Origin of the sequence: Streptomyces marokkonensis (assembly GCF_008312835.1) — a bacterium.
GTDB classification, from domain to species: Bacteria; Actinomycetota; Actinomycetes; order Streptomycetales; family Streptomycetaceae; genus Streptomyces; species Streptomyces marokkonensis_A.
The window spans coordinates 115591-139607 of the sequence record NZ_VSKS01000017.1; the positions used below are offsets into that span (position 1 = coordinate 115591).

Sequence of the window (24017 nt, forward strand, 5' to 3'; positions counted from 1 at the left end):
TCCCCGGCGGGCCGTGCTCGTCGGCCTGGCTCCGACGCTCGGCCAGGGCGAGGCCAAGCGTGTCATCGAGCGTCGGCGGGACGGCCGTGTCCTGCGCGCAGCCGCGAGGTGCCAGGCCGCTCGAAGAAAACAGGTGGCAGGCAGTCGTAGCCTCCGCCTACCTTGCGCCCGTGACTGGTCATCCGAAGCGCTTGCCGAGTAGCTCGCCCGCGACATTCCCGGAGCCGGCCGTGACGGTCCCCGACGAGCCGACAACGGTGGCCGACAGTCCACCGGCGCAACCCGGAAGCACCGAGGGATTGTTCTCCGGGCGGTACGCGGCCGCCACCTCCAGTTTCGCCGCGGTGATGTTCCTGACCGGGCTTGCCGCGCTGGCAGTGGTCCCCACATTGCCGACGGCCGCGCGGGACCTGGATGGGGTGTCGCTCTACCCGCTGGTGGCGGGATGCTTCGTGGCTGCGAGTCTGCTCGGTGGGGTGCTGGGTGGTCATTGGGCAGACCGCGCCGGGGCACAGCGTCCGCTGACGGCGGGCATGGTGCTGGCGGTGGTCACCTTGTTGGTCTCGGGCGCCAGCACGTCGATCTGGCAGCTGGCGGCCGGGCGCTTCCTGGACGGGCTGGCGGGCGGGATGGTTGCGGTGTCGATCAACACCGCCATCGGCCGGGCCTACCCCGACCGGCTGCGCCCGCGCGTGCTGGCGCTGATGAGCGCCTGTTGGATCGTCCCGTCTCTGGTCGGTCCTCCGCTGGCGGGGCTGGTGGTCGAGTGGTGGTCCTGGCGCGCGGTGTTCTTCGGTCTGGCCACTCTCACCGTGCTGCCCGCGCTGGTGGTGGTGGCCGTGCTGCGCGGCTCCCCCTGGGCGGCCGCGCCCGCACGGTCGGGAGACGGGCCGCCGCGCCCGGCGCTGATGGTCGCGACAGCGGTAAGCCTGGGTGCGGCGTTGGGGCAGTACGGCGTCTCGGGCTGGGACATGCGCCACCTGCTTTTCGCAGCGGGCGGCTTCGCCCTGCTGGTGACGTTCGCCTCCAGGTTGCTGCCGCCGGGTACCTGGCGTGCCGCGCGTGGCCTGCCGGCCACGGTGCTGCTGTGCGGGCTGGGCTCAGGCGTGTTCTTCACGCTGGAGGCCTATGTTCCCCTGCTGCTGATCACCGGTCGGGACGCACCCCCCGTGGTGATCGGCCTGGCCTTCACAGGTGCCGCCTTGGCCTGGGCCGGCTCCTCCTGGGTGCAGGGCCGCCTGCTGGAGCACTGCCCCCGCCACCGATTGGTCGTGGCGGGGGCATTGGTGCAGGCGGCGGCAGTCGCGCTCGCGGTTGCCGGGACACGTCCCGCGACACCTGCGTATACCGCCGCATCGGCGATGGTCGTCGCGGCCGTCGGCATGGGTATGTACGCCCCTTCCCTCACCGTGCTGTCACTCACCCACAGCCCGCCCGGTCGGCAGGGCTATGCCAGCAGCGCGATGCAGACCACGCAGAACCTTGGCCAGATAACAGTGCTGGGCCTCTCCTCCGCCCTGTTCAACGCCTGCCTCGCCGTCGGTTCGACCGACGCAGTCGGCTACGGCGCCGCCTTCGGACTGCTGCTCGCACCGTGTGCCCTGGCCACCCTGCTCGCTGCCCGAGCCCGCAGCGCCTGAGCCGCACCGACCTTTCTGTACGACCTGGCGGGTGCAGCCCCCCGGACTGTCCGGCCGACAGGGCTCCATCCGCGTCGGCCACGCCCGCGCCCGTACAATTCGGTGGCGAACGACCGGACGGACCGGCAGGCCGTCCGGTTCCGTCCAGGAGACTCAGGGAGCACTCTTGCCCGGCCAGCGGTCCATCATTGAAGCGGAGAAGCTCGTGGAGGCCAAGCTGGGCGGCACACCCGTCCGGCGGGAGCAGATGGCGGCCGTGGCCAACATCCACCGGGCCGCCTCCGCGGTGCGGCACCACCTGGAGAACTCCGTGCTGCGCGGTTCGGACCTGACCTGGACCGCGTTCGTCGTCCTGTGGGTGGTCTGGGTGTGGGGCGAGTCGGAGACCCGGCACGTCGCGGAGGAGGCGGGCGTCTCGAAGGGCACGCTGACCGGTGTCTCCCGCACACTGGAGTCACGCGGGCTGCTCCGCCGCACCGGTCACCCCACCGACGGCCGGCTCGTGCTGCTGCGCCTCACCGAGCAGGGCGAGGATTTCATGCGCCGGGTGTTCCCCGATTTCAACGCGGAGGAGGCTTTCGTGACCTCGCAGTTGAGCGACGAGGAGTGCCGCGGGCTCGCGGACGGGCTGCGTCGTGTGGTCCTTCAGGTGGAGCAGCACGGCGAGGACCGCCGCAAGTCGCTGCTGAACGGGGCGGAGCCCGCGCCCCGTAGCAGCGGGCGGCGTGCCAAGGGCTGAACTGCGCTGTTGCGGCCGGCTCAGCGGGGGCCGCGCGCGGCCCCGACCAGCGCGTCGAACAGGCGCTGCTGAGCAGGGTCCTGGCGTGCCGTGTCCTCCGGATGCCACTGCACGGCCACGAACCAGCCGCCGGCTTCGACCGCTTCCACGGCCTCGATCGTGCCGTCGGCGGCCCGCGCGGTGACGGCGAGCCCGTCTCCCAGCCGGTCGACGTGCTGGTGGTGATAGCAGGATGCCTCCGCCTTGTCGGTCCCGGTGGCACCCGCCACGACGGACCCGGGGGTGAGGGACACCAGGTGTCTGACGTGCCGGTGCTCCTGCCCCGGGCCGCCCATGTCCTGGTTCAGGGTGCCGCCCAGAGCCGTGTTGACGACCTGCAGGCCGCGGCAGATCGCCAGCAGCGGCAGTCGCAGCGCGAGTGCCTGCCGGGCCGTCTCCAGGTCGAAGGCGTCCTGTTCGTCGTCCACGTCGTAGACCGCCTCGTGTGCCTCGTCGGCCCCGTAGCGGTGGGGGGCGAGGTCGCCGCCGCCGGGGAGCAGGACGCCGTCGAAGCGGGCGAGGCGGGCGGCGGTCTCCGCCGGGTCGCAGGTGCCGCCGGGAGCGTGCGGATGGATGGTGACGGGTTCGCCGCCGGCCCGCCAGACCGCCTCGACCAGGGCTCGGGCGTTGACCTCGGCCGCGTACCGCAGGGCCGAGGCGGTGGCGGAGAAGCGGGCAGGGACGGCGATGAGGGGGCGGTGGGTACGGATCACAGCTGGATCCACGTGGTCTTCAGTTCGGTGTACTTCTCCAGGGCATGGGCGGACTTGTCGCGTCCGTTGCCCGACTGCTTCATGCCTCCGAAGGGCACCGTCAGGTCGCCTTCCTCGTAGCAGTTGACCCAGACCGTGCCGGCCTTCAGGGCGCGCGAGACCCGGTGGGCGGTGGACAGGTCGGAGGTCCACAGGCCGGCGGCGAGTCCGTACTCCGTGGCGTTCGCGAGGGCCACCGCCTCGTCGAGGTCGTCGAAGGTGAGGACGGACAGGACAGGGCCGAAGATCTCCTCACGCGCCAGCGCGCTGTACGCGTCGACGCGGTCGAAGACGGTGGGCGAAAGGTACACGCCCCCGGTTTCGGGCAGAACACGGTCTCCCCCGGTGCGGAGCCGGGCGCCGGCGTCCACGCCGGCGTGGATGTGGCCGAGCACCCGGTCGTGGTGGTCCGGGCCGACCAGCGGGCCCATCTCGGTGGCCGGGTCGAGGGGGTCACCGACGCGCAGTGCGCGGGCCCGCTCGACGACCGCCTCGGTGACCTGTTCGGCGACGGAGGAGTGGACGAGCAGCCGGGAGGGGGCGGTGCACATCTCTCCCTGGTTGAAGAAGATGCCCCAGGCGGCCGTGGCGGCGGCCTTCTCCAGGTCGGGGGCGTCGGGAAGGATGATGTTGGGCGACTTGCCGCCCAGCTCGAGCCAGACGCGCTTGAGGTTGGAGTCGGCGGAGTAGCGCAGGAAGTGCCGGCCGACGGCGGTGGAGCCGGTGAAGGCCAGCACGTCGACGTCGGGATGGAGGCCCAGGGCCTTCCCGGCCACCGGTCCGTTGCCGCTGACGACGTTGAGGGTACCTGGTGGCAGTCCGGCCTCGGTGGCTATTCGGCCGAGGTGCAGGGCGGACAGGGGCGAGTTCTCCGACGGTTTGAGGACGACCGTGCAGCCGGCCGCGAGTGCGGGGGCGACCTTCCACCCCGCGAGCGTGAGGGGGAAGTTCCACGGCACGACGGCGCCCACGACGCCGGCCGGTTCCCGCGTGACGAGTGCGAGGGCGTCCGGTGCGGTGTGCGGGGACTCGTCGGTGAGTTTGTCGGCCAGTTGCCCGTACCAGCGGAAGGTGTTGGTCAGGGCGCGCAGCTCGATGTCGTGGGCGTCACTGATCGGCTTGCCCATCTCCAGGCTCACGGTCAGGGCGAGGTCAGCCCGCCGCTCCTCGATCAGGTCGGCGATGCGCAGCAGGACCCGGCCGCGTTCGGCGGGCGCGAGCCGCGGCCAGGGCCCGTCGTCGAAGGCACGGCGGGCCGCCGCCACCGCCAGGTCGACCTCGGCCGCGCCACCGTCGGCCACGTCGGCCAGCACCTGGCTGTCCCGCGGCGAGACCACGGCGAAGGTGCCGCCTCCCCCGTGGTGGTCGGCACCGTCGATGATGTGCGCGCCGGGAAACGCGAGCGTCTTGGCCCGGCGGATCCAGTCGTCTTGGGTGGCATCCACCGTCAGTCCTCGTTTCGTCATGGGGCGAGATGTGCGGTCGGGTCGGGAGCGGAGATGCGGGAGCGGGGTCACCGGTTGCCCTCGGGCGACGGCACGACGAGGCGGTCAGCTCCCGGCCGAGTCGCCCGCGTCCTCGCTCAGCCCCTCCAGCAGCGCCCGGAGCTCCGACAGCGCCTCCTCGGTCACTTCTCGCTCACCGAAGACGAGCTGGTGCAGTACGAGACCCTCCAGCGCGGCGAAGACCAGCCGGGACAGCCCGCGGTCGACGGGCCGGGAGAGAACCTGGGAGAGCCGGCGCCGTGCGGAGTCGAAGTACTCCTCGTACAGGGCGCGCAGGTGGGGCATCAGTTCCGGCCTGCGCCGGGCCTCCAGGAGCAGTTCGTACTGGAACGCCTGGAGATCCGGTCCGGTCTCCACCATCTCCCCCAGGCCGGCGGCGAAGCCGTCGACCGTGTCCGTGCCGGTGTCGAGCGCGTTGACACGGAGCGAGGAGCGGACGGCATGGTCGACAGCTTCGGCGATGAGCGTGTCGCGGGATCCGAAGTGGTGAACGACCAGGCCATGGGTGACTCCGGCCTCCTCGGCGACGGCCCGGTAGGTCAGCTTGCGCAGACCGCCCCGGGCCACCACGCGTACGGCGGCATCCAGCAGGGCGACCCGCCCCGTCCCGTAGTTCGTGACGCGCTTGCGGGTGCCGCGCTCGCCGGCGGGATCGGCGGGATCGGTCATGCCGTCGAGCCTACCCGCGGCGTCCGGGTCAGCGCCTCGGTGGTCTGATGCCACGGAACTCCCAGTCGCCGCCGAGGGCGGTGGAGAGCACCTCCTCGGACTCGGTCGGCTGGGCTCCGACGTCGGTACGGATGGCGGTGGGGCCGGTGACGATGTGGTTGGTGAGCCGACCGAGGCCCTCGACCTCGACCTCGACGACGTCGCCGGGCCGGACGGGCCGGGAGTTGGCCGGGGTGCCGGACAGCAGGACGTCTCCGGGAAACAGGGTGATGGTGCGGGCGATGTCGGCGACGAGGTAGTGCATGTCCCAGGTCATCTCGTCGGTGGAGCCGTCCTGAACGACCTCGCCGTTGACGTAGGTCCGCAGCCGTTTGCCGTGGAATTCCCAGTCGGTGACCAGACCGGGACCGAGCGGGCAGAGGGTGTCGGAGCCCTTGACGCGGAGCATGGACCCGGCGTCGGTGTCCCGGAAGTCGTGCAGGCCGTAGTCGTTGGCCACGGTGTAGCCGGCGATGTACTCCCCCGCCCGGGCCGGGGAGATGTTGCGCGCCGTCTTCCCGATGACGATGGCGACCTCCCCCTCGTAGTTGAGCCACTTGCAGCCCTCGGGCCGGACGATGGCGCCCTTGTGCGCGTTCAGGGCCGAGGTGGGCTTGTGGAAGTAGGTGGGGGTGTCCGGGAGGCCGATCCGGAACTCGTCGACGCGGCTGCGGTGGTTGAGGTGGACGGCGATCACCTTCGAGGGGACCACCGGCGGAAGGTGCGACGCGTCCTCGGACCTCACGCGGCGCCCGTCCCCGGCGACGAGTTCGTCTCCGTCGACGACGACCTGCACGGCGGCGCCGTCGAGGAGGATGCGGCGGTATTCGGGCATGTCGGAACTCCTCAGACGTGGCTGTGCGGGGTACTGGGTGTGGGCAGGCCGGTGCCGGTCCAGCCGTCGGCGGGGCGGTCGAACCAGAGCAGCACCTGGCCGGTGCCGACGGAGTTCTCGTACTCCCCGTACTGGCGGCCCTTCGCGGTGCACGCCCGCTCGCCGAGGGCTCCGGCCATCATCAGGTAGTGGAAGAACTTCGCCTCGGGCTTGTACGTCCAGAACTCGTCCATGGTGTCGAGGACCCGGTCGTGGCGGCCCTCCTTGAACCAGGCGATGCGCTCCTCGTCGGCCGCCCGTGCCTCGGGGGTGAAGATGTGCACCGGGTCGCTGGCCTCGTGGTCGCGCAGTTCGCGCAGCGGCCAGAAGGTGTGCGACAGGGCACCGGAGGCGATCAGCAGGACGCGGCGGCCGGGGGTGGCGGCGATGCCGTCGGCGAGGGCCCGGCCGAGGCGCAGGTGGTCCTCCATGTCGCCGGTCTGGCAGACGCCGATGGTGACCCAGCGTTTGTCGGGCAGGCCCTGGCCGAGATACGTCCACAGGTTGGTGGTGGCGTAGTAGACCGGCAGGTACGCGTCGTCGATGGGGGTGATCCAAGTGCCGTGCCGGTCGGCGAACGCGGCGATGCTGTGGGCGAGTTCCGGGTCGCCGGGGAAGTCGTAGGGCATGCGGCACATGCCGCGCGGCAGTTCCTCGGAGGTGAACAGGCCGGCCCGGCGGTCCTGCGCGGTGACGACGAACTCGACGGTGGTGGCCCAGTGGGAGTCCAGGACGACAACGGTGTCGTAGTCGTCGCGTTCGAAGACGTCCTGGCGCAGCCGGCGGAGGCCGGTGACGAGGGTGATCTCCTTGCCGTCGTTGAGCTCCAGCCGGGTGTTCTCGGGGAGCACGATGGTGGGGACGTGGGCGAGCAGGCCCGCCCCGACAATCTCACCCATGGACCTTCCATCCCTTCGGCGCGGTGACGGTGTTCTTGACGTCGCAGTAGAAGTCGAAGCTCCAGTTGCCGCCCTCGCGTCCGACGCCGGACTGGCGGGAGCCGCCGAACGGAGCCTGGAGGTCGCGGACGAAGAAGCAGTTGACCCAGACGGTGCCCGCGACCAGCCGCGCGGTGACACGTTCGGCGCGCTCGGGGTCACCGGTGGCGACGGTGGCGGCCAGGCCGAAACGGGTGCCGTTGGCGAGGCGGACGGCCTCGTCCTCGTCCGTGAATGTCTGGAGTGTCAGAACAGGACCGAAGACCTCCTCCTGAACGATCTCGGAGTCCTGGGCGACGTCGGTGAGCAGCGTGGGAGCGTAGTAGTGGCCCTCGCCGCGACGACCGCCGACGACCGCGCGGGCACCGGCCGCGAGCGCCCGCTGCACGAACCCGTCGATCTTCTCCAGCTGACGGGGATGGATGGTGGGACCGATGTCGGTGGCCTCGTCGCGCGGGTCACCCTGCCGGAGCCGGGACGCCTTGTCGGTGAACCGGCGGGTGAACTCAGCGGCGACGGTCTCCTCCACAAGGATGCGCGTGGCCGCCAGGCACACCTGTCCGGCGTTGTCGTACTGCTCGACGGCGAGGTCGACGGCGAGATCCAGGTCCGCGTCGGCGAAGACCAGCAGCGGGGACTTCCCGCCGAGTTCGAGGCTGAGCGGGGTGAGGTGGGCGGCGGCGGACGCGGCGATGTGGCGGGCGGTGGGCACGGACCCGGTGAAGCTGATACGGCGCACGTCGGGGTGTGCGGTGAGGGCGTCGCCGATCTCGGAGCCGTAGCCCTGGACGACGTTGAGAACGCCGGCGGGGAGTCCGGCCCCGGCGGCTATGTCGGCGAGCAGCGAGGCGGTCAGCGGTGACCACTCGGCGGGCTTGAGGACGACGGTGTTGCCGGCGGCGAGCGCCGGGGCGACCTTCCAGGTCGCGAGCATCAGGGGGGCGTTCCAGGGGGTGATCAGCACGCAGGGGCCGGCCGGGTCCCAGGAGACATGGTTGGTGTGGCCGCGGGTGGTGAAGTCCTCGTGGTCCAGTTTCAGCAGCCAGTCGGCGAAGAAGCGGAAGTTGTGCGCGACGCGGGGCATGATGCCGCGGCGGTGCGAGCGCAGGAGGGCGCCGTTGTCGTTGGTCTCGACGATGGCGAGTTCTTCGGCGCGTTCGTCGACGCCGTCGGCGACGGCGCGCAGGATGCGGGCACGCTCGGCGGGTGGGGTGGCGGCCCAGCCGGGGAAGGCGGCCTTGGCGGCGGCGACGGCCGCGGCGCCCTCCATCGCGGTTCCCCGGGAGATCTCACCGAGGCTGCTGCCGTCGATGGGTGACACGTCGGTGAAGGTTTCGGTGGAGGCGACGCGTTCGCCGCCGATGAAGTGCCGGGTGTCGATGGTGACTCCGGCGACGGTGGTGAGGTGTTCGCTCATGTCCTCTGGCTCCTGACGGTCGGTGCGGCACGGTGCGGCGCGGTCACTGGGCACCGGAGGTGTTCGACTCCAGCAGCCGGCCGCCGTCCCACACCACGCCGACCTGCCGGTAGTAGGCGGCGATCGGCTCGCGGACCTCCAGCCGGGCCAGTTCCTCCGTGGGTGCCTCGAACAGCTCCAGTTCGGCGTCGCCCACCCAGGGCCGGCCGCCCTCGAACGAGGCGGCGCCGGACTCGATCAGTTCGTCGAGCGCCAGGCCCTTGCCCTTCTCGATGGAGGGCAGCCAGCGGTGGTGGGCCATGGGGTGGCCGTTGACGAAGCCGTTGGTCTGCGAGGGCTCCCGCAGGGTGACGACGGCCTGGGCGAGGCGCCGGTCGGCGGCGGCGAGGGTGGCGCCGAAGCGGGCGCGGGCCTCGATGCGCGGCGCGGGCCCGTAGGGGTGCGGGCGCGTCTGGTGGATGGAGCCGAGCTTCTTCGGGTAGCCCTGGTGCAGTCCGCGGGCGATGGCGAAGTCCTTGTCGACCCAGATGTGGACGCATCGGGTGTAGGTCTGTTCCCGGTACTTGCAGCGGACGACCGCGAAGGCCTCCTTGTACTGGGCGAGCACCGGGTCGAGCAGTTCCTCTCCCGAGGCGGAGCAGGACTGCCAGTCCGCCCAGATCAGCGCGACCGCGCCGGGGTCCTCGTCGGCGAGCTGAAGCGGCTCGGGCAGCAGCTCGCGCACGCGGGCCGGGTCGGTGCGGTACTCGATGGTGAGCAGGTCGCCGGAGTAGCGCCATGGCGGCGAGGGGATCAGCGACGAGGCACCCGTCGCCGTTTTCGGGTGGAAGTATCCGCGGACAGTGGTCACTGGAGGTTCCTTAGGCGGTTGCACGGAGCGGTCGGGGGGCGGGTCGAACCGCCTGCGCGGTTCGGTGCGGTGGCCGGCCAGGACGCGCGGCCTCCTCACCGAGGACGGGGACGCCGAAGGACCGGAGCGGGACGTCGTGCCGGTCGCTCCGGGCAGTCGGCAGCGGCGCGAACGCCGCGGGATCGGCCTTGATACCGGTAAGACGGCCGGTGAACACGACGTCGGCCGAAATGGCTCCGGGATTCTGGCACTTGTACATGTCGACGGCGACCTTCACGGCCGTTCCTTCTGGTACTGGGGGAGCGTCGGAGAGGGAAGAAGGGAGCAAGCCCCTGACCGACGGCGTCGCTGGGGCAGGGCCCGGCCGAAGGGGTACGGCTGACACCGGACCAACTCGTTTGACTCCAAACAACATAGGAAGCGGTGGACGTCCGGTCAATAGCTATCCGGATGGATAAATTTCTTGCACGGGCCCCTTGCGGGAAGTCGGCGGCCATCCCTACGGTTTGACCGAGACAAGTGCGCGCCTCCTGCTCTCTCGCAGTCCGAAGCCGCCTTTCTCCCTCTCCCCCAGCGCCCTCCTGAGCCCTGGGACGCGCCCCTTCCCCTGAGGAGACACCGGTGAGCGCATCCACCACCCCACCCGTTCGCCGCCAGATGGAGCGGCTGGCCTCCGAGGGCATCGACGTGGTCCGGGTGACCTATCCCGACCTCATCGGCACCGATCGGGCCCGGGACGTCCTGCTGGAGCACCTGCCCGCGGCCTGCGACCACGGCCTCGCCTTCTGCCGCGCCGTGTACCACACCAGCCCCCAGGGCGACACCGTGCCCGTCCCCGGCGGCCTCGACGCCGGCATGCCCGACATCCGTGTCACCCCCGACCTCGACACCCTGACCGCCCTGCCGTGGGAGCCCGGAGTCGCCACCTGCCTGGGTGACGTCACCGACCCGGCCACCGGACTGCCCGCCCCGGAGTCCCCCCGCGACCTGCTGCGCGCCGTCCTCGACCGGTGCCGCGAGCACGGCCTGAGTCCCGTGGTGGGCCCGGAGCTGGAGTACTTCCTGTGCGACGCGGCCCCCGACAGCCCGCAGGGCTGGCGCCGCTACAGCGACGCCGAAGGCGTCGTGTACACCGCCGGCCTGCGCGCGGACGGCGACAACCACCTCCTGCGCACCCTGCGCCACCTGCGCGACCTGAACATCGGCGTCAGCAGCGGCAATCACGAGTTCGACGGCTCCCAGTTCGAGATCAACCTGACCCACTCGGACGCCATGAAGGCCGCCGACCGCGCCTTCCGCTTCAAGGCGGCGGTCAAGGAACTGGCCCGCAAGGAGGGCCGCCTGGCCACCTTCATGGCCAAGCCCTTCAACGACGCGGGCGGATCCGGCTTCCACCTCCACCTGTCCTGCCTGGACGACGACGGCGGCAACGCCTTCGCCGACACCGCGGCGCCGTACGGCCTGTCCGCCACCGCACGCCATGCGCTGGCCGGTGTCCTCGCCCACGCGCCGGCGCTCACCGCGCTGGCCAATCCCACGGTCAACTCCTACAAGCGGTTCGGCCCCGACAGCCTCGCGCCCTGGCTGATCGACTGGGGTCTGGACAACCGCAGTGCGATGGTCCGGATCCCTCCCGAGCGCGGCTCCGGCACCCGCTTCGAACTGCGCCTGGGCGACGCGAGCTCCAACCCCTACCTGCTGATCGCCGGAACGGTCGCGGCGGCACTGCTGGGCGTACTGGCCGGCGCGGAGCCATCCGCTCCGCTGGAGGGGTACGGCTACGACGCCGCGAAGGCGGCCGTGCTGCCGATGTCTCTGCCCACCGCCCTCGACGAGCTGGAGGCGGACACGGCACTGACCGAGGTGCTCGGCAAGGACTTCACCACTTCCTACCTCACGTACAAGCGCGACGAGGTCGCACGCTTCCACCGGCACGTCACCGACTGGGAGTTCACCGAGTACGCGTACCACCTGTGACTCCGGACAGACCCGCCCCCCGGCCACGGCCGCCAGGTCCGTGAACCGGCGCCGTAAGCGAACAGCCACTGACGCCCCCGCTCCCTGCCGGTCGTACGGCGGGGACCGGGGGCGTACTCGCCGGCCGTGCGGCAAGGGCTCAGTCCGGGTCCCGGCGGAAGAACGTCTTGCCGGCGATCCGCCACACTCCGTCCTCCCGGACCAGGGAGAAGTGGTTGGTGAAGTCATGGCCCTGATAGCCCGACTCGTCGAGCACGGCGACCGCGACCTCGCCGCTCACCTCGACCGAGCGGATGGTGTACGTGTACGCCGGGGTCCACTCGTCCGTGCGGGAATCGGCCGCGACCACGTCGCAGAACGCCTCGATCGGCGCGGAGACGAACTGCCGTCCGAGGTAGCCCCACATGTGCGCGTCCGGACGGAAGGCGGCGCGGACGGCCTCCGGGTTTCCGGCACTCACCGCCGCCACATAGGCTTCCACAGCGGATCGAACGCCGTCGTGTGCTGCGATGCGCTCACTCATCTGCGTTTCCTCTCAGGTCGTTTCGGGGCGGGGCGTGTCACCCGTGGTGTATCCACACGCCCTTGGTCTCGGTGAACACGTCCAGCGCGTAGGAGCCCATCTCCCGCCCCCAGCCGCTGGCCCCGAACCCTCCCCAGGGCGCCGCCGGGTCGGGGACCGGCGGCATGTTGACGAACACCGCGCCCGCGCGGATGTCCGCCGCGAGCCGGTGGGCGGTGGACAGGTCCCGGGTCCAGACCGCGGCGGCCAGACCGTACCGGGTGTCGTTGGCCCGCGCCGCCAGTTCGTCCTCGTCCTCGTAGGTGAGCACGGGCAGCACGGGACCGAAGACCTCCTGCCGGGCGATGGTCATGTCGTCACGCACGCCGGAGAAGACGGTGGGCCGGTAGAAGTTCCCGTGTTGCAGAGGGCCGTCGGCGCGCGCTCCTCCGGTGACCAGCTGGGCTCCCTCGGCGGTGCCCTGCTTCACCAGGGCGTCCACCCGACGCAGGTGCTCGTCGGTCACCAGCGGCCCCATCTGGGTGTCCGGGGACAGGCCGGGGCCCAGGCGCAGGGCGGCGACCGCGGCCGCGAGCTTCTCGGTGAACTCCTCCGCCCGGTGGCGGTCCACGTAGAAGCGGGAGTAGGCGGCGCAGACCTGCCCGCTGTTGAGCAGCGCTCCCCGCACATTGCCCTCAACGGCGGCATCGATGTCGGCGTCCCGGGCGATGATGCTGGGTGCCTTGCCGCCCAGTTCCAGGGTGACCCGCTTCAGATCGTTCGACGACGCCCGGACGATCTGCTGTCCCACCTCGGTGGAACCGGTGAAGGAGACCTTGTCCACCCGCGGGTGTTCCACGAGGGCCCGGCCGGTCGCGGGCCCGCCGGTGAGCAGGTTGACCACACCCGGGGGGAAGCCGGCTTCCTCGCACAGCCGCACGAGGTGCCAGGTGGTCAGCGGAGTCTGCTCGGCCGGCTTGACTACCACGGTGTTGCCGCAGGCCAGGGCCGGGGCCAGTTTCCACGCCGCGATCATCAGCGGGAAGTTCCAGGGGGTGATGAGCGCGCACACCCCCACCGGTTCACGGCGGGTGAAGTGCAGCGTGCCGGGGAAGGAGACCGGGCTGACCGCTCCCTCGATCTTCGTGACCCAGCCCGCGTAGTAGCGAAAGTGCTCCGCGGCCCCCGCGACACTGACCCCGCGGGCCACCTCGTGAGGCTGCCCCTGGTCACGGGTCTCCAGCTCCGCGAGTTCCGCGGCGTCGCGCTCGATCAGGTCGGCGACCCGCCACAGCAGCCGGGCACGCTCCGCCGCGGGCAGCCCGGCCCACGCAGGGTCGCGCAGCGCCCGCCGTGCCGCGTCGACCGCGGCGTCGGCCTCCGCCTGTCCGGCCTGGACACAGATCCCGAGGACCTCCCCGGTGGCGGGGTCACGGGTGGTGAACTCCGCCCCGTCCGCGGCGTCGGTCCACTCACCTCCGATGAAAAGCCGGCCTCGCACATGCATGGGAGGATCCTTCTTTCGAATCTTCGTCATGGCCCGGAACGGACATGGTCAGGGACCCGGAACAGGCATGGGTCGACGGCCCGGACGGGCATGGGTGAAAGGGGCGCGGCCACGCGGGCACGCCCCGGGGACTGCCCGGTGAAACGGATCAGTCGTCGAGGTTCCGCATCACCCGGTCGACGTAGGCGCGGTACTCCGGGATCAGCGCGCCGTCCGGGAACATCAGGGAGGTGACATTGGCCCCGATGGACACGCTGATGATCTCCCCCGCGAGCTCGATCACCGCCGGCGCGTCGGCGCCTTCTCCCCTGCCGCGCGCAGCGGCGAGCCGTTCGGCGAGCCGCCGGCGCCAGTCGTGGAGGTGCTCGCGGTACAGCGTCGCGAGTTCCTCGTTGGCCACCGAGTGCTCCCACAGTGCGAGCAGCACACGGGCGGAGTCGATGCGGTACTGGTCCAGCGGCAGCGTCGCCTCGAGCTCGTGGCGCAGCACTTCCCTCGGGTCGCGTGACGGAACGTCCGCACCCATCTGCTCGTTCATCTCCGCGAGCACGCTCTGGAACGTGGCGGCCACGATGCTGTCCTTGCTGGGGAAGTAACGCTTCAGCGCGCCGTTGGCGAAACCCGCCTCGGCGACGATGCTGCGCATGGTCGCGGCCTCGAAGCCACCCTGGATGATGAGCTTCTTCGCGACCGCGACGATCTCCCGCCGCCGCTGGTCGTGGTCGATAATCTTCGGCATAGTCTTCCCTACGGTACTGGCGTTGTGGCCGGTGCACGAAGAGCGAGCCAGCTCCGTCTGCGCACGGCCTGCCGGGCCGGGTCGGCGACCGGGGAGGCGAGGAGCAGCCGCTGGGTGTAAGGGTGTTCGGGGTTGCGCGTGACCGTCTCGTTCGGTCCGGTCTCGACACATTCTCCCTGGTACATCACCGAGACACGGTGGCAGATGCGGCGTACCACGCCCAGGTCGTGCGACACGAAGAGATAAGAGACACCGGTCTCCCGCTGGATGTCGATGAACAGGTCGATCACCGCCGCCTGCGTGGTCAGGTCCAGCGCGCTGACCGGTTCGTCGCAGACGATGAGGCGTGGGCGGCGCACCAGCGCGCGGGCGATGGCGATGCGCTGGCGCTGGCCGCCGGAGAACTCGCTGGGGTAGCGCCTCACGGTGTCCGCGGGGAGGCGGACGTGGTCGAGCATCTCGGCCACCGTCGTCCGCGCCTGGGCCCGGCCGGTGCCCGAGGCGGTAAGGGGCTCGGCGAGGATCTGCCCGACGGTCATCGTCGGGTCGAGCGAACCGTAGGGGTCCTGGAAGACCACCTGGAGGTCGGCCGCCAGGCGGCGCCGGGCAGTTCCCTTGAGGTGGGTGATGTCGCGGCCGGCGAAGCGGATCCTGCCGGAGGCGACCTCGGCCAGCCCGAGGATGGCCTTGCCGAGCGTCGATTTGCCCGATCCGCTCTCCCCGACGAGTCCTACGCATTCGCCCGCCCCGATGGTCATCGAGACGCCCTTGAGCGCGCGGAAGGTGGTGCGGCCGCGCCGGTAGTCCACCACGACGTCGGCCACTTCGAGCAGCGGTGCGGCCTGCGAGTCCGTTGTCACGTGTGCGGATTCCTTGTTCATGTGTGCACCTTCTGTCCGGCCTCGTGCCACGCCGCGTCCAGATCGTCGCGGCTCTCGCTGTCGTCCTGCGAGGCGTGGATGAGTTCCGCGGTGTACGGGTCCGCGGGGTCGGCGAAGATCTGCCCGACCGTACCGGACTCGATGATCCGGCCGTCCTTCATGACCACGACCCGGTCGCAGATGTCGGCGACCACACCGAAGTTGTGCGTGACGATGACGAGCGCCATGCCGTACTCCTGCTGCAGTTCACGCAGCAGTTCCAGCACCTCGGCCTGGACCGTGACGTCCAGTGCCGTGGTCGGCTCGTCGGCGACCAGCAGGTCCGGCTTGCCCGCCACCGCGCCCGCGATGAGGACCCGCTGCGCCATGCCGCCGGAGACCTGGTGCGGGTAGGAGGCCATCACCCGGTCGGGGTCGGTGATGCCGACCCGCAGGAGAACCTCGCGTGCCCGGTCCCGGGCCTGCGCCTTGGTCAGCCTGTGCACCGCGCGAAGGGGTTCGACGAGCTGGTGGCCGATCGTGTAGCAGGGGTCGAGGTTGCTCATCGGCTCCTGGGGCACGTAGCCGACCCGGGTGCCCAGCAGGGCGTGCCGTTCGGCGCGCGGGAGACGGCCGGCCTCCCGGCCGCCGATCCAGATGCCGTCGGCGCTCGTACGGCCGTCCCCCGAGAGCAGGTCCAGCGCCGAGAACATGGTCTGTGACTTGCCGGACCCCGATTCACCCACGATGCCGAGCACTTCACCGGGTGCGACGTCCAGGCAGACGCCGCGCACGACCTCCTTGTCGCCGTGCGCGGTGGCGTAGGTGACGCGGAGGTTGTCGATCCGCAGCACGCTCTGCTCGACGGTGTGGACCAGTGCGCCGCTGCTCGCGGGCGTCTCGGCGTCCGCCGCATGCCCGCCGGCCGGAGCGGTACGGCGTCGGCGGGCCGGCTCGGTGCGCACGCTCACCAGATCGGCGAGGGTCGATCCTATGAAGGCGAGCGCGGCGATGGTGATGCCCAGCGCGAGCGAGGGCCACAGGAGGATCAGCGGGTGCGTCCCCATGGTGCGGAACCCGTCGTTCATCATCTGCCCCCAGTCGGGGGCCGACGCGGTGCCCACACCGAGGAACTGCAGGCCGGTCTGCATGCCCATCGCGACGCCCGCGGTGAGCGCGGACTGGATGATGACGGGCGCGTGGACGGCGCGCAGCATGTGCGCGTGCAGGATCCGGGCGTGCGTGAGCCCGGCGACACGGGCGGCGTCGACGTAGGGCTCTCTGCGCACGGCGAGTGCCCGGGAGCGGGAGATCCGGTAGTAGCCCGGCGTCATGAACGCGCCGACCGTCACCATGAGCACCGTGAAGTCGGCCCCGGTGCCCGCGGCGACGATGAGCAGGACGATCATGCCGGGCACGGACTGGACGGCGTCGCTGATCCACGAGCAGATCCGGTCGGCCGCTCCGCCGAAGTACCCGGCGGCCACGCCCGCGGGCACCCCGATCCCGACCCCCACCAGGCAGGCGATGGCGGCGCCGTACACCGTCGTGCGCGCGCCGTACAGCAGCCGGCTGACGATGTCCCGGCCGGCGGAGTCGCCACCCATCAGGTGCTCCGCGCTGGGCGGGGCCTGGGTCAGGGTGAAGTCGACGAAGTTGGGGTCGTGCGGGGCGAGGAGCGGGGCGAACAGGCCCACGAGGACGACGAGGAGGAACACCGCCAGGGCGGTGACGCCGAGCGGACGGCGCAGGAAGCGCCGCCACAGGGCGCGCTCGGCCCGGACGGGACCGCCCGGCGCACGGAGAGCGGCGTCGGTCATATCTCACGCACCTTCGGGTTGATCCACCCGAGCACGAGGTCGAGCAGGAAGTTGATGAGGACGACGAAGACGACCGTCACGGCGGTCAGCCCGAGCAGGATGGGGATGTCACCGATCTGGGAGGCCGACTGGGTGAGGCTGCCGATGCCCGGGAGGTTGAAGATGATCTCGACGACGATCGCACCGCCGAGCAGTCCGACGAACATCACCGCGAGCACGGTAAGCGCGGCGGGCGAGGCGTTGCGCAGCACATGCAGGGTCACGCGGCGCGAGGACAGCCCGCGGGCCCGGAGGGTACGGACGAAGTCCTGTCGGTTGACCTCGACGAATCCGTTGCGGAGCTGTTCGGCGATCATCACGATCGCGGCCAGCGCCAGGGCGACCGACGGCAGGGTGATGGAGCTCAGCCACGCGGAGGGGGACTGGGTCAGAGGGACGTAGCCGACCGCGGGGAACCACTTGAGCCGGACCGCGAACGTCATGACGAGGACGAGGCTGACCCAGAATCCCGGGAGGGCGAACAGGACCACCGACGCGAGCTTCAGCACGCGGGCGAGGTGTCCGCCCGGACGCAGCCCGGTGGCGATACCGACGGCGGTCCCGGCCACGGCCGCCAGGAGCGTGGCGCTCACCACGACCGACAGGGTGACCGGTACGCGCAGGGCGATCTGGTCCGAGACCGGCTGGAAGTTGCGCCACGAGGTACCGAAGTCGCCGCTGAGCGCGTGGGAGAACCAGTCCCAGTACTGCGCGAGGAGCGGCCGGTCCAGGCCGAGCCGTTCGTGCAGCGCCGCCCGCTGAGCCGGGGTGGCGTTGTTGCCGAGCAGGCCGGCGGTGGGATCGCCGATGGCCGCGTGTGCCAGGAAGAAGGTGGCGGAGGTGACGACGAGCAGCAGGACTATCCCCGACAACAGTCGCCGGATGGTGAATCTGATCATGTAAGGGCCCCTCTGGGAGCGGGGCCGCCCGGCTGCCGGGCGGCCCCGCCGGTACTAGCCGGCCTGAATGAACCGAAGGGTCGGGAACATCATTCCGGTGATCGGGGTCACCTCGATGCCCTTGACGCTGAAGTAGGTGTTGTTCGCCTGGTACCAGACGTTGTTCCAGGCCTGCTCGATGATTTCTTCGTTGAGGTCACGGATCGGGGGGACCTGCGCCTCGCCCGTCGCCGCCGCGACCTTGCCGACGAGCTCCTTGACCGTGGGGAAGTCCTCGACCGAGGGGTTCGGGTTGAACCACTGCTGCGACGTGATCTGGCTGTCCACCGACGCCGCCGGGTTGGAGTCCATGGCCAGGACGGCGACGAACATGGGGTAGGTGGCGGCGTTCTTCTGGTAGTCGGCCGGAGACAGGTTCTTCCACGTCACCTTGATGCCGAGCTTGCCCAGGGTCTGCTGGACGGACGGCTGCCACGGCTGGAAGATCGACGACATCGGCATCGTGACCTTGAAACCGTCGGGGTAGCCGGCCTCGGCCATGAGCTTCCTGGCCTTGTCCATGTCGAACGCGTACCGGTCGTCGAGTGACTGGTCGTAGACCCCCCGGCCGACGGGGAACACCTGGTTGGTCGCCGATCCGGCGCCCTGGCCCACGGACTTCAGCATGGCCGCGCCGTCGAAGGCGTGGTTGATGGCCCGCCGCACCCTGATGTCGCCCAGGGGCTCGAGCTCCTTGCCGGTGCGGTCGGTGAACTGGATGCCCACCCAGGTGGCGACGTCGGAGGCGACGTTCCAGCCCTGCTCCTTGGCCCGGGGGATGTCCGTGGCGTTGGCGTAGGCGATGTCGAGCTGGCCGGAGAGCATCGCGTTGAAGCTCGCGGTCGGGTCGGCGATCGGCAGCACATGCACGGCGCCGAACGGGTAGGTCCTCGTGTCCCAGTGCTCGGCCTTCTTGGTGAAGACGTACTCCGACCCCGGCGACGACTTGCCCTTGTCGTAGGTGTAGGGACCCGAGCCGACGGGTTCGGTGGCGAGCGACTTCGCCTTGATCGCGGCCGGCGAGGACATCCAGCTGCGGCCCAGCCCCATGTAGTAGAGGAGGGCGTCGTCCTTCTTCTTGAGCTCGAGGGTGACGGTGTCCTCGTCGACCTTCTTGATACCGGTGACGTTCGCGTACGTCTGCCCGGACCGGACTCCGGCCTTGAGGTGCTCGAGGTTCTGCACCGCGGCGTCGGCGTCGAAGACCTCACCGTCGCTGAACTTCACCCCGGAGCGCAGCTCCATGGTGAGCGTCCGGCGGTCCTCGGAGTACGTCCACGACTCGGCGAGAGCGGGAACGGGCTGGGACATCTCGTCCAGCGCGATCAGCGGGTCGTAGAGGGCCGACAGGTAGGGGCCGTCGAAGCCGATGTCGGCCTGGGCCGGGTCCCAGGAGGTGACGTCGAGGAGCGTACCGATCTTGATATCCTCGGGGGTGTCGCTGTCTGAAGTGGAAGCGGTGTTCGTGCAAGCGGCCATCGCCAGCGCGACGACCGCGACAAGGCTGGCTCGCCAGATTCTCTTCATGGAATCTTCTCTCGAGTAAGAGGGGCTGGTGCCGGATCGATCCGGCGAGGGGACAATGGCCTGTCGCCTCGCCGTCGCAGCCCTCGGCCCACGGGTTGAGAGCGAGTGCGGGAAAGAGTTTCCCTACACGCCACCTCACGCGTCGTGGCCGTTAGTCTACGATCGTCGGCGAAAAACGCAATGGCCCCGCCGCAGCCAATTGACGAGCGGCAGGGCCAAGGGTCCCGGCGGGGCCTGCCGAAGGGTCCGGCCGGCGCGGAGAAGGGTCCGTCAGACCGCCTCGGCAACCACGACCCGAGGGCTTCCCGGGAGCGCGATCACCTCGCGCCGGCGCCAGCCCGACGCCTCCAGCCACGCGGTGACCTCGGACTCCGGGTAGACGACCGTGCCGTCGATGACGAAGTACTCACCGGCGTGCAGTGCGTCGATCGGTCGCTGCCGGTCGTCGTCGTCCAGCAGGAAGTCCAGCAGGAGCAGCGTCGCGCCGGGGCGGGCCGCGGCGCGGGCGTTGGCGAGAATGGCGCGGTTCTGCTCGGCGGTGAAGCGGTGGATCACGTGGTTGACCATGACGAGGTCGTGGTCGCCGCCCGGCTGGGCCGTGTCCGTCGGTGCGGGGTCGATCCGGGCCCGGTCCGTGAGGCCTGCCGCCGCCAGCGCCCCGGCCACGGACTCCGTGGAGGCCGGGTCGAAGACGAAGCGGGCCGAGAGGCCGGGGCTGGCCCGCAGGGCGGCGATGGCGAAGTCCGGCGAGAGTCCGCCGAGGTCGAGCATGTCGCGGTAGGGCCCGAAGTCGAAGGACCGGGCGAGCATGGCGGCGTGCAGCGCGTTGTAGCGCATGACTCCGGCCATGAACGTCCCCCACCGCTCCTCGTTCATGTCCAGCTCACCGGGCTTGGTGGTGTCGACGGTGGTGTCGAACTGCAGCCAGTGGCCGTAACTGATCTCGTTCAGGAAGGCGAGGAAGGGGTGCAGATCGAGATCGCCCTCGCCCGTCAGGTGGGCGGCGGCGTCCGGCGCGAGCCGGTAGCGGCCGTCGCGGCGCTCCAGCAGTCCCAGTCCGTTCATGGCGTCGGCGAGGATCCGGGCCATCCGCTCGCTGAGGCCGGTCGCCGTGGCCAGCCCGGCCACGTCGCGCTCGCCTTCGGCGAGGGCACGGAAGACACCGGTGCGCGCGGCGGCGAAGAGCTGCTTGGCGCCCATGTACCCGATCGCGATGTCGACGATCCGGTCGGGCGTGGCGGACGTGCTGGATACGGTCATGAGGTCCTCCTGAGTGATGTCGTACGACTGTTGAGCGGGGTGGCGGGCGTCGGCCCGGTCACCAGGTGCCGTCCGCGGCGACGTCGCGGTCGAGCCACAGGTCCGTCACGGCCTGCCGTAGCGTGGCCGCTCCCACCCGGTCGAGCAGGCCAACCGCTCCGGCGTTGTCCTCCAGTTGCGCCTGCCTGGACACGCCGACCAGGACGTTCGCGGTCGCGGGGTTGGCCAGGCAGAAGGCGATGCCCAGCCGCGCGGGTGTGGTGCCGAACTGGTCGGCAAGCCGTCGCACCTCGGCGTAGGACTCGGCGATGCGCTCCCGGATGCCGCCGACATCGGCACCGATCTTGCGGTCCGGGCGGAGGTTGCCGACCAGGATGCCGCCCTCGAAGACGTCGGACGCCTGGAGGGCGAGCTCGCCGGAGTCGAAGAGCGGGGCGTAGTAGCGGCCTTCGGCCATCGACCTGCGGACCAGGCCGTACTTGAGCTGAGCGAAGGCCGGCGGCACAAGGTTCCGCTCGCGCGCGATGTCGATCGCCGCGCGCAGGTCGGGGTACCGCCAGTTGTTCACGCCCCAGGTGGTGAACCGGCCCGCGTCGATCTGCTCGGCGACGTCGGTGACGACCCGCTCGACATCGAGGTCGCCGAAGTAGTCGCCGACGACAACCATGTCGGCGCGCTCGACTCCGACCCGCTCCAGTGACGTCTCCATCTGCTGGGTGAAGCCGGTGGCCGGGTAGTCCCAGAGCCAGAGCTTGCCGCAGAGCTGCCAGTCGGCACGCGCCAGACCGGCCTCCCGCACGGCGCGGCCGAAGATCAGGTCGGTGCGGGCGTTCTCCGCGTGCGGGCCCATGTTGTAGTGCGCGACGTCGAAGAAGGCGCAGCCGAGCTCGGCGGCCCGCGCGACCAGTGACACCGCGTCGTCGAAATCCATCCGGTCCCAGGTGTTCCAGGACCCCAGTGCCAGCACCGGTACCTCGGGGCCACCGGACCCCAATCGACGGCGGGGCACGGACTGTTCAGCGCTCAAAGCTCCTCCCGAAGCCTCGGCTTTTTTGTCTACGCTTGTATACTATAAAGCGGACGCCGTGACAAAGGTCTCGGCGCGAGGGGAGAAATGATGAAGCGCACACGCACCGTCCTCGTCACCGGCGGGGCGGGCGGGATCGGCCGGGCGGTGGCCGCGGCCTTCGCGGCGGCGGGCGAAACCGTGGTGATCGCCGACCGGGACGCACAGCGCGTCGGGGAGACGGCCGAGGCCCTCGGCGTCCACAGCCGGGTTCTCGACATCACCGACGCGGCCTCCGTCAACCGCGAACTCGACTCGGCACAGGCGGAGTTCGGTCCGATCGAGGTACTGGTGAACAACGCGGGCCTGCTCACGGTCCACGGCGCACTCCTGGACCTGCCCGGCGACGACCTGGACACCATCCTGCGCACCAACGTGGTCGGCACGTTCCGGATGACCCAGCAGGTGGCCCGCCGGATGGTCGACGCCGGCGTCGCCGGGGCGATCGTCAACATCTCCTCGATCGGCGGCAGGCAGCCCACGCCGGGCATGGGCGGCTACGAGAGCAGCAAGGCCGCCGTGGACGCCCTCACCCGCTGGGCCGCGATCGAGCTGGCCGAGCACGGCATCCGCGTCAACGCCGTGGCACCCGGTCCGGTCCTCACCGAGATGATCGCCGTCGGCATGCCGGAGGGTTCACCCCAGCGCCAGGCGTGGGAAGGCCGCATTCCGCTGCGCAGGCTCGCGGCGGTGGACGACGTCGCCGCGGCGGCCGTCTTCCTCGCCGGCGACACCGCCGCGCACATCACCGGCATCAGCCTGCCGGTCGACGGCGGCCAGCTGCTCACCTGACCGCGGCCGGCCGCCCGTCCGGGGCCTGTCCCGGGGTTCCCGCCCTCCGGGGGGATGGCGGGAACCCCGGCACAGGCCCTGGAATCTCTCGGCGCCCGGCCGGGTCAGGCGGTCTCCGCCGTCGCCACCCGTGCCTCGCGCTCGTAGACGATCTCGCCGTCCACCACGGTGAGTTCCACGTCCACGTCCGGCAGTTCGGCGGGAGCCAGGGCAAGCGGATCGGCCGCCAGCACGCACAGATCGGCGGCCATCCCCGGGGCGAGCGTCCCCTTCCACGACGCGGCGTGGTCCTGACGGGCGGGCTCCACCGTGTAGCAGCGCAGCAGCCGGTCCATCCGCGGGCGCGGATCGGCCGCCGGCCCCATCCACGCGTCGGCGGCCGCGATCTGGCGCCGCCAGTCCGGTGAGAGCACCGGCGCGTCCGAAGTCAGGCACATGGACACGCCCGCGTCGAACGCCGCCTGCAACGGCCACGCGGCCGCCGCCGAGCCCGGACCGAGCGCGTCGTCCACCAGGGAGCGGGTGCGCAGCGCGATCTCCGGCTGGGTGTCGAGGCCCACTCCGAGCGCGGCCATCCGGCGCAGCTGCGGCCCGGTGACGAGGTCGCCGTGGATGATGTAGTGCCCCAGGTCGGCGTCGTACTCGGCCCTGGCCTGCTCGATCGCGTCGAGCGTGACGTCGATGGAGCGGTCCCCGGTGGCGTGCACCCCCACCTGCCGGCCCGCACGGTGCGCGGCAACGATCATCCGGGCCAGGTTCGCCTCACGCTCGGCGTCGTCGGCGCCCGCCACGAGAAGCGCGGGCCTGACTCCGTCGGCGTAGCAGTGGTGCGTGTAGGCCGACCGCATCGGCGGGATGCCGTCGGCGAATATCTTGACCCCGGCGAAGCGGAGCCACCGCGGGTCGCTCGTCGCACCGTCGGTGGCGGCGAGGCCGGCCAGGAAGTTCTCCAGGTCGCTCGGTCCGTCGAGCTCACCGTAGAGCCACAGGACGGTGACCCTGGCCCGCAGCCGCCGCTCGGCGGCGAGTTCGCGGTACAGCTCGGCGACGGAGGTGCCGAAGGCGCCGGTCGCTCCATGGTCCTCACCCGGGCCGAGGCCCGGTTCCGTGTAGCTGGTGATGCCGAGCGAGGCGGCGAGTTCCCCGGCGCGCAGGATCGCCCGGCGGCGCTGTGCGTCGTCGGAGAGGGGACGCTCCGGAGGCGGTCCGGGGACGACGTGCTCGCCGAAGAGGGTGTCGGGCCACATGGCTCCCAGCCAGGTGGCGTGCAGATGTGCGTCGTTGATGCCGGGCAGGACGGCACGTCCGGCCAGGTCGACGACCTCGGTCGAGGCGCCGGCGAGCGTCAGCACCTCGCGGTCGTCGCCGACACGGGCGACGAGACCGTCGCGCAGGGCGACGGCGGTGGCGGTCCCTCCCCCGCCGCCCGGCGCCAGGGTGTGCACGACACCGCCTCGCAGGATCAGGTCGGCCGGTGCATTGCGGGCGTCTCTGTCGGCTGTGCGCACGGGTGCTCCTCGTCGCTCTC

General features: G+C 71.0%; 21 protein-coding genes. 4 read left to right on the forward strand and 17 right to left on the reverse strand.

Annotated features, from left to right (window positions below; genetic code table 11):
• The first annotated feature begins 347 nt into the window (after window positions 1-347).
• Both F1615_RS26100 and F1615_RS26105 read left to right on the forward strand, forming a co-directional pair.
• Window positions 348-1640, forward strand: coding sequence for an MFS transporter (locus F1615_RS26100; RefSeq protein WP_208818417.1), 1293 nt, complete (start codon window positions 348-350; stop codon window positions 1638-1640).
• A 166-nt stretch (window positions 1641-1806) separates the two neighbouring features.
• Window positions 1807-2379: a MarR family winged helix-turn-helix transcriptional regulator gene (locus F1615_RS26105; RefSeq protein ID WP_149551506.1), complete on the forward strand. Its 573-nt coding sequence runs from the start codon at window positions 1807-1809 to the stop codon at window positions 2377-2379.
• Between the two features lie 20 nt (window positions 2380-2399).
• On the opposite strand, the gene F1615_RS26110 is transcribed toward F1615_RS26105, so the two are convergent.
• From F1615_RS26110 to F1615_RS26140, 7 genes are all read right to left on the reverse strand, one after another.
• Window positions 2400-3131 (reverse strand): gamma-glutamyl-gamma-aminobutyrate hydrolase family protein, encoded by a 732-nt coding sequence (locus F1615_RS26110; RefSeq protein WP_244328853.1) that lies wholly within the window; start codon window positions 3129-3131, stop codon window positions 2400-2402.
• Window positions 3128-4636, reverse strand: coding sequence for an aldehyde dehydrogenase (locus F1615_RS26115; RefSeq protein ID WP_149551507.1), 1509 nt, complete (start codon window positions 4634-4636; stop codon window positions 3128-3130). Before F1615_RS26115 ends, F1615_RS26110 begins: the two co-directional genes overlap by 4 nt.
• A gap of 84 nt (window positions 4637-4720) precedes the next feature.
• On the reverse strand, window positions 4721-5344 hold the full coding sequence (locus F1615_RS26120) for a TetR/AcrR family transcriptional regulator (protein WP_149551508.1): 624 nt from the start codon (window positions 5342-5344) through the stop codon (window positions 4721-4723).
• Between the two features lie 28 nt (window positions 5345-5372).
• Window positions 5373-6218, reverse strand: coding sequence for a fumarylacetoacetate hydrolase family protein (locus F1615_RS26125; protein WP_149551509.1), 846 nt, complete (start codon window positions 6216-6218; stop codon window positions 5373-5375).
• An 11-nt stretch (window positions 6219-6229) separates the two neighbouring features.
• Window positions 6230-7156: a 3,4-dihydroxyphenylacetate 2,3-dioxygenase gene (locus tag F1615_RS26130; protein ID WP_149551510.1), complete on the reverse strand. Its 927-nt coding sequence runs from the start codon at window positions 7154-7156 to the stop codon at window positions 6230-6232.
• Window positions 7149-8612 (reverse strand): aldehyde dehydrogenase, encoded by a 1464-nt coding sequence (locus F1615_RS26135; RefSeq protein ID WP_149551511.1) that lies wholly within the window; start codon window positions 8610-8612, stop codon window positions 7149-7151. The genes F1615_RS26130 and F1615_RS26135 overlap by 8 nt, the downstream gene beginning before the upstream one ends.
• A 43-nt stretch (window positions 8613-8655) precedes the next feature.
• Window positions 8656-9462 carry an acetoacetate decarboxylase family protein gene (locus tag F1615_RS26140; RefSeq protein WP_149551512.1) on the reverse strand — a complete coding sequence of 269 codons (807 nt, stop codon included), beginning with the start codon at window positions 9460-9462 and terminating at the stop codon, window positions 8656-8658.
• Window positions 9463-10083: 621 nt separating this feature from the next.
• On the opposite strand from F1615_RS26140, the gene F1615_RS26145 reads away from it, so the two are divergent.
• Window positions 10084-11439, forward strand: coding sequence for a glutamine synthetase family protein (locus F1615_RS26145; protein ID WP_149551513.1), 1356 nt, complete (start codon window positions 10084-10086; stop codon window positions 11437-11439).
• 139 nt (window positions 11440-11578) lie between these two features.
• On the opposite strand, the gene F1615_RS26150 is transcribed toward F1615_RS26145, so the two are convergent.
• From F1615_RS26150 to F1615_RS26190, 9 genes are all read right to left on the reverse strand, one after another.
• Window positions 11579-11962 carry a nuclear transport factor 2 family protein gene (locus tag F1615_RS26150; protein ID WP_149551514.1) on the reverse strand — a complete coding sequence of 128 codons (384 nt, stop codon included), beginning with the start codon at window positions 11960-11962 and terminating at the stop codon, window positions 11579-11581.
• 37 nt (window positions 11963-11999) lie between these two features.
• Window positions 12000-13448: an aldehyde dehydrogenase family protein gene (locus F1615_RS26155; protein WP_208818411.1), complete on the reverse strand. Its 1449-nt coding sequence runs from the start codon at window positions 13446-13448 to the stop codon at window positions 12000-12002.
• A 148-nt stretch (window positions 13449-13596) separates the two neighbouring features.
• Window positions 13597-14187 carry a TetR/AcrR family transcriptional regulator gene (locus F1615_RS26160; RefSeq protein ID WP_149551515.1) on the reverse strand — a complete coding sequence of 197 codons (591 nt, stop codon included), beginning with the start codon at window positions 14185-14187 and terminating at the stop codon, window positions 13597-13599.
• Between the two features lie 8 nt (window positions 14188-14195).
• Entirely contained in the window at window positions 14196-15068 is an 873-nt protein-coding gene (locus F1615_RS26165) for an ATP-binding cassette domain-containing protein (protein ID WP_149551516.1), read from the reverse strand.
• Window positions 15065-16867 (reverse strand): dipeptide/oligopeptide/nickel ABC transporter permease/ATP-binding protein, encoded by a 1803-nt coding sequence (locus F1615_RS26170; RefSeq protein WP_149551517.1) that lies wholly within the window; start codon window positions 16865-16867, stop codon window positions 15065-15067. Before F1615_RS26170 ends, F1615_RS26165 begins: the two co-directional genes overlap by 4 nt.
• Window positions 16864-17805 (reverse strand): ABC transporter permease, encoded by a 942-nt coding sequence (locus tag F1615_RS26175; protein ID WP_149551518.1) that lies wholly within the window; start codon window positions 17803-17805, stop codon window positions 16864-16866. Before F1615_RS26175 ends, F1615_RS26170 begins: the two co-directional genes overlap by 4 nt.
• A gap of 54 nt (window positions 17806-17859) precedes the next feature.
• Window positions 17860-19371, reverse strand: a complete 1512-nt coding sequence (locus F1615_RS26180; protein WP_149551519.1) for an ABC transporter substrate-binding protein — start codon at window positions 19369-19371, stop codon at window positions 17860-17862.
• Window positions 19372-19641: 270 nt separating this feature from the next.
• Window positions 19642-20631: a methyltransferase gene (locus tag F1615_RS26185; protein WP_149551520.1), complete on the reverse strand. Its 990-nt coding sequence runs from the start codon at window positions 20629-20631 to the stop codon at window positions 19642-19644.
• A 58-nt stretch (window positions 20632-20689) separates the two neighbouring features.
• Window positions 20690-21658, reverse strand: a complete 969-nt coding sequence (locus F1615_RS26190) for an aldo/keto reductase (protein WP_244328854.1) — start codon at window positions 21656-21658, stop codon at window positions 20690-20692.
• An 87-nt stretch (window positions 21659-21745) separates the two neighbouring features.
• Between F1615_RS26190 and F1615_RS26195 the strand changes: the two genes are divergently transcribed.
• Window positions 21746-22489, forward strand: a complete 744-nt coding sequence (locus tag F1615_RS26195; protein ID WP_244328855.1) for an SDR family NAD(P)-dependent oxidoreductase — start codon at window positions 21746-21748, stop codon at window positions 22487-22489.
• 104 nt (window positions 22490-22593) lie between these two features.
• Here F1615_RS26195 and F1615_RS26200 read toward each other — a convergent pair whose 3' ends face one another.
• Window positions 22594-23997 carry an amidohydrolase gene (locus F1615_RS26200; RefSeq protein WP_149551521.1) on the reverse strand — a complete coding sequence of 468 codons (1404 nt, stop codon included), beginning with the start codon at window positions 23995-23997 and terminating at the stop codon, window positions 22594-22596.
• Window positions 23998-24017 lie beyond the last annotated feature (20 nt).